Source organism: Pseudanabaenaceae cyanobacterium SKYG29 (genome assembly GCA_025055675.1).
Taxonomy (GTDB): domain Bacteria; phylum Cyanobacteriota; class Cyanobacteriia; order Pseudanabaenales; family Pseudanabaenaceae; genus M5B4.
In genome coordinates, this window is sequence record JANWWT010000001.1 from 719,968 (window position 1) to 732,449 (window position 12,482).

Annotated in this window: 11 protein-coding genes and 1 pseudogene; 4 read left to right on the forward strand and 8 right to left on the reverse strand. The window is 48.2% G+C overall.

Annotated features, from left to right (window positions below; translation table 11 throughout):
* Positions 1 to 31 precede the first annotated feature (31 nt).
* On the reverse strand, positions 32 to 913 hold the full coding sequence (gene ispE / locus NZM01_03455; protein MCS6959085.1) for a 4-(cytidine 5'-diphospho)-2-C-methyl-D-erythritol kinase: 882 nt from the start codon (positions 911 to 913) through the stop codon (positions 32 to 34).
* A gap of 8 nt (positions 914 to 921) precedes the next feature.
* Complete coding sequence (locus tag NZM01_03460; protein MCS6959086.1) at positions 922 to 1,737, reverse strand: hypothetical protein; 816 nt, start codon at positions 1,735 to 1,737, stop codon at positions 922 to 924.
* 85 nt (positions 1,738 to 1,822) lie between these two features.
* Here NZM01_03460 and NZM01_03465 point away from each other — a divergent pair, with 85 nt between their 5' ends.
* Entirely contained in the window at positions 1,823 to 3,088 is a 1,266-nt protein-coding gene (locus NZM01_03465) for a homoserine dehydrogenase (protein ID MCS6959087.1), read from the forward strand.
* Here NZM01_03465 and rplT read toward each other — a convergent pair.
* The 6 genes and pseudogenes from rplT to bchI form a co-directional block, all read right to left on the reverse strand.
* Complete coding sequence (gene rplT / locus NZM01_03470) at positions 3,085 to 3,435, reverse strand: 50S ribosomal protein L20 (GenBank protein MCS6959088.1); 351 nt, start codon at positions 3,433 to 3,435, stop codon at positions 3,085 to 3,087. The genes NZM01_03465 and rplT overlap by 4 nt on opposite strands.
* A 58-nt stretch (positions 3,436 to 3,493) precedes the next feature.
* Positions 3,494 to 3,679: pseudogene (rpmI, locus tag NZM01_03475) on the reverse strand (50S ribosomal protein L35).
* Positions 3,680 to 3,703: 24 nt separating this feature from the next.
* A complete protein-coding gene (locus NZM01_03480) occupies positions 3,704 to 4,351 on the reverse strand; it encodes a uracil-DNA glycosylase (protein MCS6959089.1) in 648 nt (215 codons plus the stop codon).
* Positions 4,335 to 5,516: an amidohydrolase gene (locus tag NZM01_03485; GenBank protein MCS6959090.1), complete on the reverse strand. Its 1,182-nt coding sequence runs from the start codon at positions 5,514 to 5,516 to the stop codon at positions 4,335 to 4,337. Before NZM01_03485 ends, NZM01_03480 begins: the two co-directional genes overlap by 17 nt.
* A 65-nt stretch (positions 5,517 to 5,581) precedes the next feature.
* Positions 5,582 to 6,106, reverse strand: coding sequence for a bifunctional adenosylcobinamide kinase/adenosylcobinamide-phosphate guanylyltransferase (cobU, locus tag NZM01_03490; GenBank protein ID MCS6959091.1), 525 nt, complete (start codon positions 6,104 to 6,106; stop codon positions 5,582 to 5,584).
* Positions 6,103 to 7,092: a magnesium chelatase ATPase subunit I gene (bchI, locus tag NZM01_03495; GenBank protein MCS6959092.1), complete on the reverse strand. Its 990-nt coding sequence runs from the start codon at positions 7,090 to 7,092 to the stop codon at positions 6,103 to 6,105. Before bchI ends, cobU begins: the two co-directional genes overlap by 4 nt.
* Positions 7,093 to 7,474: 382 nt before the next feature.
* Between bchI and NZM01_03500 the strand changes: the two genes are divergently transcribed.
* The 3 genes from NZM01_03500 (at position 7,475) to NZM01_03510 (ending at position 12,356) form a co-directional block, all read left to right on the forward strand.
* On the forward strand, positions 7,475 to 8,608 hold the full coding sequence (locus tag NZM01_03500) for a tyrosine-type recombinase/integrase (GenBank protein ID MCS6959093.1): 1,134 nt from the start codon (positions 7,475 to 7,477) through the stop codon (positions 8,606 to 8,608).
* A gap of 600 nt (positions 8,609 to 9,208) precedes the next feature.
* A complete protein-coding gene (locus NZM01_03505) occupies positions 9,209 to 10,735 on the forward strand; it encodes a TIGR03032 family protein (GenBank protein MCS6959094.1) in 1,527 nt (508 codons plus the stop codon).
* A complete protein-coding gene (locus tag NZM01_03510; GenBank protein ID MCS6959095.1) occupies positions 10,701 to 12,356 on the forward strand; it encodes a tetratricopeptide repeat protein in 1,656 nt (551 codons plus the stop codon). The genes NZM01_03505 and NZM01_03510 overlap by 35 nt, the downstream gene beginning before the upstream one ends.
* The last annotated feature ends 126 nt before the right edge of the window (positions 12,357 to 12,482 follow it).

Consider the following 12,482-nt stretch of genomic DNA (forward strand, 5'->3'; position numbering starts at 1 on the left):
TCTTCCAATAATACTTTACAGGGATTTGTGCTCACTTTTCCTGATTCTTTACGATCACACCTACAGGCACAGTATGGGTCAACCAGGTGGCAACAGTGGGGAACCGATCGCTAATTCTGTGCTGCATCTCTACTCCTGCTGCCTCGGTGGGTACAACCGCAAACACCGCCGCTCCTGAGCCGGACATGAGCACTCCCTCAGCCCCCAATTCCTGTAAAGCATTTTTTAGCTCCCTAATTTGGGGATAGTGGGGTAAAACTGCCTGTTCTAGGTCGTTGGTCAGCAGGCGGGGGTCGGTTTGCCAACTGTAGAGGAGAGACTCGATCGGGATTGTCTTAGGCTTTTCGATGAAGCGCCCTGCTTTGTAACTTTGATAAGCCCAGGCTGTGGAAATGCTTAAGTCTCTGTGTTTACAGACCAAAACCCACCAATTGGGACTGGGTAAGGGTGTGAGAATTTCGCCTCTGCCCCTACCCCAGGCTGTCCCCCCCCGCACACAGAAGGGCACATCAGAACCTAACTCCAGCGCCAATTCTTGCAACTGTGGTGTACTTAACCCCAAGCCCCATAGGTTATTCAACCCCACTAATACCCCTGCCGCATCTGCTGACCCCCCAGCTAGTCCTGCCCCGATCGGGATTTCTTTGTGCAATTCGATGGTGACTCCGCCCCAGTCAGGGAATTTTGCCTGTAACAAGTGGGCAGCTTTAAGGGCAAGGTTAGAGCGATCGGTAGGTAATTCTGGGTGGTTACAGATCAATTGGGTTTCTACACTAGATGTCAGATGGATGGTATCCCAAATACCTATGCTTTGAAACACTAGACTGAGTTCGTGATAGCCATCGGCTCTTTCTGATACGATTTGGAGAATAGGGTTAATTTTGGCTGCGACCTGAATCTGGAGGGTTGCCATAAATAATCTCAATCTTTGTTTTTGATAGTGAGACCAATATAGAGCAGTACGTTATCACCTAAGGGGGCTAAGTAGCGCAGAAATAGCCAGATGTGGAAGCGAACAAGGCGTAATTGAAATAGCTCATAACAGTTGCAAGTACCCACTACACAGCCACAGGGCAGGACAAAATAACGGGATTGAGTAGCAATGGTGCGGGAAGTGATATGCCAATAGCCTAGCTTATCAGTACCGCAAGTTAAGCTGACCAAAACACGTATATCTGAGCAGGGGGGATAAGGTTCAGTGGAGTGCAAAAATCCTTCCCCAAAAATAATTGCTTCCCCTAATTTGTAACGATAGATGTTGGTTTTGTGTCGGTCATCTCTATAGCATAGGTTGCCATGGTTTGTTGATAGTGCTAGCAAGGGAGTAATTAAAGTATAGGCATTTGCGCCTTGGCGATAGTCATAGTGCCATTTGGGCTGCCTGATAACATTGCTGACCACGAGAAATCCGCAATACATGACAATTTTCTCTCTGTAATCAACGAGAAGTTTAATGTCATCAATGATGTCTAACTTATCTAGGAACTGACGGTAAAGATTATAGGTTTTGGCAGTGTTACTGGACACCCATAGCAGAGTAGTACCAGGATAATTAACGAGATGATATTCTCCTAAGTCTTTTTCTTGTAGTTCTTTGGGTTGCAACAATTGCGGCTGGTCAGATAGAAGGGGATGTACATACTGATAGTAAGACTGTCGAATGTCCTCCAGTAACTCTACCGCAAAGGAAACAGTGTAGGCGTTTAAGTTTTCCCCTAGTTGTTTTAACCTACGCATTACTTAACCTATGGAATTTTTCTCTATCAATATACCCTAGGTACTACTCTTAAGTTATCATCATAGAACTGTTGTCAAATCCACCATGACGATCAAAATTGGCTTACTAGGCATGGGGACGGTGGGTACAGGGGTTGTGCAGGTGCTCACTGACCCCGCAGGGCGGCATCCACTGTTACAGGAAGTGGAAATTGTCAAAATTGGTGTGCGGGATACCTCTAAGCCCCGATCGGTCACCCTCAGTCCTAGTTTATTTACTGCTGACTTGGAAAGTATTGTTAACGATCCGTCAATTCAAATTGTGGTGGAGGTGATGGGGGGAATTGAGCCAGCCCGAGACTTAGTATTACAGGCAATTAGCAACAATAAACACGTAGTAACTGCTAACAAAGCCTTGCTTGCTCGCCATGGGGAGGAGATTTTTGAGTTAGCCAAACGCCACCAAGTCTATGTCATGCTGGAAGCTTCGGTGGGGGGAGGTATTCCCATCGTCAATGTGCTCAAGCAGTTTCTGGGAGCTAACCGCCTAACCAGTATCCAAGGTATTGTTAACGGCACGACTAACTATATCCTGACCCGCATGCACCAGGAGGGGGGCGATCTAGCGGAGATTTTGGCGGACGCGCAGAGACTGGGCTATGCCGAAGCTGACCCCACCGCTGATATTGATGGCTTTGATGCCGCCGATAAGATCGCTATTCTTGCCAGTCTTGCTTTTGGTCAACGGATTCCCCTCAGTGAGGTTAGCCGTGAAGGTATCCGCCATGTGTCTAGTTTGGAGATTGCTTCTGCTGCTCGATTGGGGTATGTCATTAAACTAATTGCCCGTGCCCAGCTGGTGACAGGGGGTTTAGAAATTGGCGTTTATCCTATGCTGGTTCCCCAAGAGCATCCCCTGGCTACCATCAACGGCGTAACTAATGCTATTGCCATTAAAGGTGACCCGATCGGGGAGATTGTGTTTGCTGGTCCAGGGGCGGGGCAGGGGGCTACTGCTAGTGCGGTAGTTGCCGATCTAATTAATGTCTGTGCTTTGTTGTCCCATCCTCCCCACCCGCTGTTATCCTACATGCCTACCAGCAAGGCGCAGATTGTCCCCCCCAGGGAGAATCAATTCTATGCTCGTTTTACTACCCTCGACCAGCCGGGTGTGATTGGAGAACTGGGGACAATTTTTGGTCGCTATAGCGTCAGTCTGGAGACGATTTTCCAGCAGAACCGACTGGGGAAATACGCCCAAGTAGTAGTCATCACCCACACAGTGCGGGAAGCAGATTTTTGGCAGGCAATTCGGGAAATTAAGGAACTGCCTACCTTGCAGACTGTGGGAGCTGTTTTGCGCGTCCTCTAACCTTGGGTAGCAACTTGGATGATGTAGTCGAAGGTTTGGGGGTCTTTGACGGCGATTTGGGCAAGCATTTTGCGATTGAGCTGAATATTAGCTTTGCGCAGTTTGTCTGCTAGCTGGCTATAGGTCAGCCCCCGGCTACGGGCAGCGGCATTAATGCGGACAATCCACAGCCCCCGAAAGTCCCGTTTTTTCTTGCGCCGATCGCGGTAGGCGTTGCGCAGGGCTTTCATTACCTGCTGGTTGGCAGTACGGAAAAGGGTGGAATGGGAACCCCTAAATCCCTTAGCCAGTTTCAAGATTTTGTTGCGCCGTTTACGGGCGACATTTCCTCGCTTAACTCTGGTCATGGCTATTTTCTACGGTAGTAGTTTTTACAGTGTTCCGCTGGGGACGTTTGACGTAGGGCAACATCCCGTGTACCCGATCGGTGTCGGTTTCATGGAGGAGGGCTGGGTGGGAGAGCCGATTCTTGCGCGTACTGGTTTTGTGCTGTAGGAGGTGATTTTTGCAAGCCCGACGGCGGACTATCTTGCCCGTGCCGGTCACCCGAAAGCGCTTGGCAGCCGATCGGCGGGTCTTGAGTTTGGGCACAGCTAATTTATCAAAGCAACTTTTCTAGGATAGCATGAGTTCTTGCAGTTTACGCTTGACTGCTTGGATGTCTTGCCACATCAACCACTTGGGGCTACCCTGTTCACGGCTGGGGTTGCGGAGGAGGTAAGCGGGATGGAAAATAGGCATCACCCAGCGACCTTCCCATTGACTCCACTGCCCCCGAATTTTGGTAATCCCCTGTTTGTCGCCCGTAATTGCCCGTACAGCTGTTGCCCCCGTCAGTAGAATAATCTTGGGGTTGACTAGGCGAATTTGCTCCAGGAGGTAGGGTTTGCAACTCTCGATTTCCTCATCTGTGGGTACACGGTTGCCAGGGGGACGACATTTCACCACGTTGCAAATGTAGACATCCCGATCGGGGTCAAGATTGACAGAAGCCAAGATTTTATCCAGTAACTGCCCCGCTTTTCCCACAAAGGGTAGTCCCTGCTCGTCTTCATGCTGTCCTGGACCTTCCCCGATAATCATAATGGGGGCATTTCTACTACCCCGTTCTACTACGATGTTAGTCCTGGTCGCTCCTAGGGGACATTTTTGACACTGACTTGCCACCACCACCAGTTCATCTAGGCTGGCAAAAGTACCAGGAGGAGTGGGGGGAGAGGGATCGGGTTCGCCAAAGTCAAACAGACTAATTTGCTGGGGCATAACCAAGGAAACGTTCCGCGCAACGGACAAAAATTTCTACCCCTGTCCCCAGTACAGTTTCATCAAAGTCAAAGCGGGGGTGATGGTGGGGGTAATGTAAACCTTTGGCGGGGTTAGCGCTACCCAAGAAGAAGAAACACCCAGGTACTTCTTGTAGGAAAAAGGACATATCCTCTGCTGCTAATGTTGCACAGTTGGGTACCACTTCTAAATCGATCGTCTCTTGTACTACCGATCGCACTAATTCTGTCATTGCGGGGTGATTGACGACAGGGGGATAACACTTCTGGTAGTCCAGAGTATAACTGGCACCGTAGCTAGCACAAATACCTTGTAGAATCTGCTCAATCCTCTGATAGATTACATCTCCCACCCTAGGGGAAAAGTAACGCACTGTGCCGCTGAGGTGGGCCTCTTGGGCAATGACATTGGGAGCTGTCCCAGCCTGTAACTTGCCGATCGTGACCACAGCGCTATCCAGGGGATCAATATTGCGGCTGACAATGGTTTGCAGAGCACTTACTACTTGGGCAGCTACTACTACCGCATCGATCGTTTGTTGGGGGATCGCTCCGTGCCCTCCCTTGCCGGTAATAGTGCAATGGAAGATGTCCACCGCTGCCATTAGTGCCCCCTGTTTCAGCCCGATCGTGCCTAAGGGGAGATTGTTCCAGATATGCAACCCCAGAATGCCATCTACCTTGGGATTCGCCAAAACTCCCGCCGTAATCATAGGTTTTGCCCCCCCTGGTCCCTCCTCGGCGGGCTGAAAAATCACTTTTACTGTGCCCTTGAGTTCCTGACGGTGTTGCCAGAGGTAATAGGCTGTACCCAGAGCGATCGCTGTATGCCCATCATGGCCGCAAGCATGCATCAGTCCGTCGATTTGGGAGCGGTATTCCACCATGTTTAGCTCCTGGATAGGCAGAGCATCCATATCTGCCCTGATTGCCAATACCTTGCCCCCTGACCCATCAGAAATTGTCGCTACCACCCCTGTATCCAGTAGTACTTCATAGGGGATGCCCCACTCCCGCAGGTGGGATTGAATAAAGGCACTAGTTTGCTTCTCCTTAAAGCCCAATTCCGGGAAACGGTGGAAGTGCCTACGCCAGCGAATCAGACTTGACTGCAATTGTCGAATCTCTGGTCTGACTCCTACCATCAAAATTCCCCTAGGATATTAGCCTTATATTGTAGCTCAGTAGGTCTGAGTTGTTTGCAGCCACTTTAGGACAAGGGTTCCCCTATTTGGGAGAGATCGAGGGCGTACCCCGCTACTACCAATACAACCCGATCGGCGATTTTACTAACTTCCCGCACCAGAACTCCCAGGCGGTCACAGAATAATCTGCCGAGGGGATAGGGAGATACCAAGCCCCAACCCACTTCCTCTGCTACGATAACGATCTCGGCTGGGGACAGTTGCAAAGCGGTAAGGAAATCTTGGCAGTATTGCTCCCATTGGGGAGAGGAGAGGAGGTTAGTGACCCAAGTACCCAGGGAATCAATGAGGACAAAGGCAGGGGAGGGGAGAGAGGGGAGCACGGTGGGCAAATCAATGGGTATTTCCAGCACTTGCCAGTGAGGGGGGCGGCGATAGCGGTGTCGGGCAATTCTGTCCTGCCATTCGGGGTCATCGGGGTAGTTTTGAGCAGTAGCGATATAGATAACCGGCAGAGAAGAGGAGAGGGCTAATTTTTCTGCCCATTCACTCTTACCCGATCGGGTTGGTCCTGTCACCAAGGTGATCACGCTACTTGGGCAAACACTTCCTGGAATACCTTTTGCACCCTATCCCCTGAGTCAATAGAAGCTAGGGGGTCTTTGCGGAGGCGGTGGCGCAGACAGAGAACTATTACTTTTTCTATATCCCCCACTGTCACAGTTGTTCTGCCTTCATAGGCACAGAGAGCTTTAGCAGCACGGTTAGTGACAATATCCCCCCGCAGTCCATCCACGTCCAGTTGGGCACAGACTTGGGAAATCTTCAGTTTTAACTCCTGGGGCACTGTGACCTGGGGTAACAGTTGTTGAGCTGCCGTAATTCTGTGCTCTAATTCTGCCTGCGCACTGGCATAGGCACTCAGAAAGGCATAGGGATTCTGGTCAAACTGGGTGCGTTGTTCAACAATTTTCACCCGTAGTTCAGGGTCTTTGACTGTCCTAATCTGGGCGTGCATACCAAAGCGATCGAGTAATTGGGGGCGCAATTCTCCCTCCTCGGGATTACCTGACCCCACTAGCACAAATCTAGCCGGATGACGAATGGAAATCCCTTCCCTTTCTACGGTATTCCAGCCAGAAGCCGCTGCATCCAACAGCACATCTACTAAGTGGTCATCTAACAAATTCACTTCATCGATGTATAAAATGCCCCGATTTGCTTTTGCTAACAGACCAGGCTCAAAGGCTTTTACTCCCTCACTTAACGCCCGCTCAATATCGATCGTGCCGCATACTCTATCTTCTGTTGCTCCCAGGGGCAAATCCACCATGGCTACTTTTTTGCGCACAATCGGTAATACTTCTCCCCGCGCTAGGCGCTCCCGCACAAACTCACTCTGCAGCTCACTGTCAGTCGGGTGACTATTAAAGGGGTCATCAGCCACAACTTCAATTTCGGGGAGCAAGTCCGCTAAGGCACGGATGGTTGTAGATTTACCCGTACCCCGATCGCCCATGATCATCACACCGCCAATTTTGGGGTCAATGACATTGAGGATCAGGGCAAGTTTCATCTCCTCCTGCCCGATGATGGCACTAAAGGGAAAAACAGGACGCTTTTGGTTCAAGGTAATTGTTTGGCTAACTACTCTTCCAGTATAGCGGTTGCTTCTGCTGCCAATAACTGGGAAATAACTGTTCTAATTTGCTAATCTCTATACCTTAGCATCGGTTGATTTTAACAGAGCTATGAACAGGATAGGAGAGCACTAACAGCATTTTCCCAAGGTGTAGCACGATGTCATTTGTTTGTCTTCTGCCCCTGCCTACCGACTGTTCTGCCAAAATATACAGAAAGGTATGCCTGTGATGATTGTTGCCAAGCGTGGTTAAAATACACTACTAGGCTTTCGGGGGATACAGGGAAACCTATTGGACAAAAAACAAAGTAATAACATGAAACGCAAAAAACAAAAACGCCACCGCAAAGGGGAAGTTGCTGTCTGTGACGATCGGGGCAATCTACGTCTAGTTTTTAGTTTCCATAAACAGAGGTTTTTTTGGAGCCTACGCCTGCCCGATACACCCCATAACCGCCTCATTGCCCATCAAAAAGCCTTGAAAATTCGTCAGGACATTGAACTAGGGCTATTTCGCCCAGAAAATAAGTCTTTATACATAACTAACGAACGCCCAGAGGGTCAGACCGTCCGTTTAGCAGAACTGTGGCAGCGATTTGTCGACTACCAAAAGCAAATTCTCTCCCCCACCACGATCGTTAACAGCTATGAGGCAGTCACACGCTATCTAGCCAAATGTTCTACAGAAGGACTGCAAGACCCTGTTAGCCTGCGGGGAGAGCTACTACAAATTACGACCAAAGGGCAAGCCCAGGATGCGCTGATGTACCTGTCTAAGTGTTGTCAGTGGGGTATAAAACATGGATTGCTCGATCGGAATCCCTTTGCGGGTATGTACAGAGAAATCAAAACCAATAAACCTACTGCTCCTGTTGCCTTTACACGGGAAGAAAGAGATCAGATTATTGCTGCCTTTGTCAATCATTCCACCTACAGCCACTATGCCCCCCTGGTGAAATTTTTGTTTTGGACTGGCTGTCGTCCCTGTGAAGCAGTGGGACTGAAATGGTCTGCTGTTGCCTTAGATTGCAGTTTTGTCCAGTTTGCTGCCAGCATTGTTATAGCAGGCAGTAAGCTAATAGAACGCCAATCCACTAAAACCGGTGTTGTACGCAAGTTTCCCTGTAATCAAGCATTGCAAGAACTACTGCAGTCCCTCGATCGTTCTACTAATCCCCTCGTCTTTCCCAGCAAAAGGGGCAAACCAATCAACATCAGGAACTTCAACGTAGGAGCGTGGCGGGGGGTATTAGCTAGTTTAGGCTTGGATTACAAAAATGGCATCCGCATGACCCCCTACAACTGCCGTGACACCTTTATCAGTCTGCAAATTGCGGCTGGTGTTTCCTCCGATGTTGTTGCCTACTGGGTCGGCAATTCCCCCGCTGTTATCCGTCAAAAATACCTAGACCCCGCTGCCCTTGACCGCCTTGCCCCTGTGCTAGGCTAAATGGTGATTCCATCTCTAGAGACTAGGTACAGACCGATGGTGTAGCTCCCGTGATCGCCTGCGACAGAAAAATGTCAAATAGAACTTAACAAAATATTATGGTGTAGATCATCTTTGCCATGACCAAACCAGCACAGTTCACCCATTTACATCTCCTCCCATCAACTATAACAGTAGATAAACCATCAGAACAACCCATATATTTTTAGTGATAAGCTTACCGAATTTTAATTCTTCCCGCCAAAATTGCACAGCATCTATACCTCCCATTCCAAAGGGCTTACAAGGTCGTCTAACTAGTGGCATTCCATTTGACAAGTGTTAGACAGAATTTGGCATAAGCACTTTACCGGCGTTAATCCGTCCTTTACCCATGCTCCTTTGTTAACTGGTGTTCCCTGTGGTATACCCAAGGGCTATCTTTATAGCAAAACTTTTCCCTGCCTCGTTTGTGTATGTCCTGATACAAATTCACACAGTGGGCACCGCTAGTCTGCTACTATGCCTTTTATTTAACATGGTAATGATTTCCCAGTTATTATTTCCTTGAAGTTTCTACTAGAATATTATTAAGTAGATTATCTTCGCTCCTGGGAGATTATGGGGGGACTGGCCAAGGACTTGGTAATATGGAACCTGTTCCTAGACCCAATTTTTCTGCGCACTGTCTTTACTACTAACTTCCCCCACATTCTACAAAGTTTGGGCATCAGTTTAGCAGTGTCCACCTACCAAGCAGGTTTTTTAATCATAGTGAGGGCGGATGGAGATAAACTCAATACCCACTTCCGTAAGTTCGACAAGCCTATGGGACTGGCAGCGGATGGTGAAAAAATTGCCCTCGGTTCCAGTTATCAGATTTTGGAATTCCGCAATTTGCCAGCTGTCACTGCTAAATTGATCCCTCCCTACAAACACGATGCCTGTTATCTTCTCCGTCAATCCCATATTACGGGAGATATTGACATCCATGAAATGGCTTATGCAGATGATGAAATTTGGTTTATCAATACTAAGCTTTCCTGTCTTTGCACGATCGATCGCGTCCACAGTTTTGTACCCCAGTGGCGGCCACCGTTTATTTCGGGTTACGATTTAACCGATCGGTGTCATTTGAATGGCTTGGGGGTGAGGGAGGGCAAACCCCGCTATGTTACAGCTTTAGGGGAGACAGATACACCTAACGGCTGGCGCGCAAATAGAGCTAGGGGTGGGATATTGATGGATATAGCAACCAATGAGTTTATCTGTCGGGGGTTGTCTATGCCCCATTCCCCTAGATGGTACAGAGATAGGTTATGGGTGTTGGAGTCAGGTAAAGGTAGTGTTGCCACCGTTGACTTACGAACGGGAGCACTAACCACAGTGGCAGAACTGCCAGTTTTTACCAGGGGGATAGATTTTTGGGGTAATCTAGCTTTCATTGGTCTTTCGCAAGTGCGGGAAACTGCTGTGTTTAGCGGTATTCCCCTTACCCAGAGATTGACAGAGCGAATTTGTGGTATATGGATTGTCAATATTGTTACAGGAGAAACATTGGGATTTTTACGATTTATAGAGGGAGTGCAGGAAATTTTTGCCATCTCTGTTTTACCCCATCGTTATCCTGAGGTGCTGGAGACTAACGACGTTCACTTGACTAACTCTTTCTTTTTACCTGATGAGGCTGTTTGTCAATTTGTACAGACTGAACTGTCCACGCCCCCAGAACGAGTGATTGACTCCTTTTCTGTCATCATACCTGTGTACAACACTAACAGGAGAGGCAAGGGGGTTCTAGAAAGGACACTCAAGAGTATAGAGGCTAGCATTGATTACTACTTAGCACAGGAGAAACCAGAACACCACTGTAAATATGAGGTAATACTAGTGAATGACGGCTCTACAGATAATACCTGGGAGATAGTCCAACAGTTTGTCCGGGGTAAATCTTTCTATCGTTTGATAGAACATGACCGGAAGCGGGGGCGACCAGCAGCACGCAATACAGGGGCAAGGGCAGCCACAGGCAAGGTGTTATTTTTCTGTAATGATGATGACCTCTACTATCCGCAACATATTTACTCTGCTTTGCTACTCTGCTTTGCAGTTAATGAGTCGTCCAGTGAATACAAGTGCCAAGTTTAGGCTGCCTTTTAATTTGCCAGCGGCGGTGCAGATGGGCGTACACACTGCTGATCCTCTACATCCCTACTGGAAAGCACAAATGGAAAGGGTTATTTGTCTGAATTTGTGTGTCAGAAAGGAAGCCCATGATTTTATAGAGGGGTTTCCTGAAGATGAGTTGGATAAGGCAGATGGGGTGTATACCAATTGTTTGGCTAATTTTTGTGCGATCGTTTCCTCTGCAGAGGAGACGGTGGAGTATATGCGCTATCCAGGCAATTCCTTCGATCGGCAGTTACAGCAGTTGCAGAATGCCCCAAGCACTGTGGACTTGTCTATCTCGCCGGCTGAGCAGGCGGGGCTTGATTGCCAGCATCGTTTACAGTATTTGGCAGAAAAACTCCAGCGTCTGTCCAGGGAAAACCCTGACGTTATGTTGCAGTGGGGGAATGATTTGTATAACCAGGGGGATTTAGATTCAGCTTTGCAGTATTATCAGCGCTGCCTCGAACTAGACCCTGACTTTTTACAAGCGAAGTATAACATGGCAACTACTCTCCTAGACCTAGATAGACCCCAAGAGGCTTTCCCTATATTTGAGGAAATTGTCAAAATACAGCCTGATCACGCTGATGCTTGGAATTCCCTGGGGAGAATTTGTGCTCGTTATCGGGAGTGGGATAGGGCAATTGCATTTTACGAGAAGGCGGTTAGTATACAACCCGATCAAGCGACCGCCCATTGGCATCTAGGCATAGAACTGTTACGAAAGGGTGACTTCATGCGAGGGTGGGAAGAATATGAATGGCGATGGCGAACTCCCGGATTTACCCCTCTAAATGTCCCCAAACCCCGCTGGCAGGGGGAAGACATCAGTGACAAAACAATTCTGCTCTACACAGAGCAAGGCACAGAGGAGGCAATTCAGTTTATTCGTTACGCTCCAATCGTTAAACGCTTGTGTAAGCGCCTGCTAGTTTTGTGTCCCAAACAGCTGTACGGATTATTCAAATTGGTAGAAGGGATTGATGAACTGCTGTTAGCGGGAGAGATTCTCCTGTCCTCGTTTGATACCTATATTCCATTGTTAAGTGTGCCACAGGTCTTAAAAACTACTCTTGACAACATCCCTGCTGCTATTCCCTATATCACACCTGTTTTCAGACCGCAAATTGACGAATTCATGCAGGAGCATTTAGGTAAATTTAACGTTGGTTTTGCTTGGGCTAGTAATAACGATCTGCGATCCTGTCCAATTATTGATCTGTTACCAATTTTAGCCATGTCTGGAGTGACTTTTTTCAGTTTACAAAAGGGCGATCGGGCAAGAGATTTACAACAATTACCAAATACTGTACAAGTGATAGACCTAGAACCCTACCTGAAAGACTATTTAGACCTAGCTTGGGCAATGACTAAGTTAGATTTGATTATCAGTGTTGATAGTTCTGTGCTGCATTTGGCAGGAGCAATAGGTAAACCCGCGTGGGGGATGCTTTGCTTTGTCCCTGATTGGCAGTGGTTGCGTTTACAGGAAACGAGTCCCTGGTATCCTTCCATGCGTCTGTTTTGGCAGCAAGAATACAAAAGCTGGGCAGAGGTGGTGGAAAGTGTACAAAGAGCACTGCTGCAGTTGCAATAGCTCCTATTACCTGAAAGATTTTGACAGGGGTTTAAGCAGCAAGGTGAGAAATGCAATCAACTAGGAGCTTACCTAACTCAAATAGTTGTCAAAGAACTCAGCCACAAAGTTGTTAAAGGCTCTAGG

Coding starts and splice junctions, on each gene's coding strand:
- NZM01_03480 (MCS6959089.1), bottom strand. CDS start 4,351: ATGCCCCAGCAAATTAGTCTGTTTGACTTTGGCGAACCCGATCCCTCT.
- NZM01_03510 (MCS6959095.1), top strand. CDS start 10,701: ATGAGTCGTCCAGTGAATACAAGTGCCAAGTTTAGGCTGCCTTTTAAT.
- NZM01_03505 (MCS6959094.1), top strand. CDS start 9,209: ATGGGGGGACTGGCCAAGGACTTGGTAATATGGAACCTGTTCCTAGAC.
- ispE (MCS6959085.1), bottom strand. CDS start 913: ATGGCAACCCTCCAGATTCAGGTCGCAGCCAAAATTAACCCTATTCTC.
- NZM01_03485 (MCS6959090.1), bottom strand. CDS start 5,516: ATGGTAGGAGTCAGACCAGAGATTCGACAATTGCAGTCAAGTCTGATT.
- NZM01_03465 (MCS6959087.1), top strand. CDS start 1,823: ATGACGATCAAAATTGGCTTACTAGGCATGGGGACGGTGGGTACAGGG.
- rplT (MCS6959088.1), bottom strand. CDS start 3,435: ATGACCAGAGTTAAGCGAGGAAATGTCGCCCGTAAACGGCGCAACAAA.
- bchI (MCS6959092.1), bottom strand. CDS start 7,092: ATGAAACTTGCCCTGATCCTCAATGTCATTGACCCCAAAATTGGCGGT.
- NZM01_03460 (MCS6959086.1), bottom strand. CDS start 1,737: ATGCGTAGGTTAAAACAACTAGGGGAAAACTTAAACGCCTACACTGTT.
- NZM01_03500 (MCS6959093.1), top strand. CDS start 7,475: ATGAAACGCAAAAAACAAAAACGCCACCGCAAAGGGGAAGTTGCTGTC.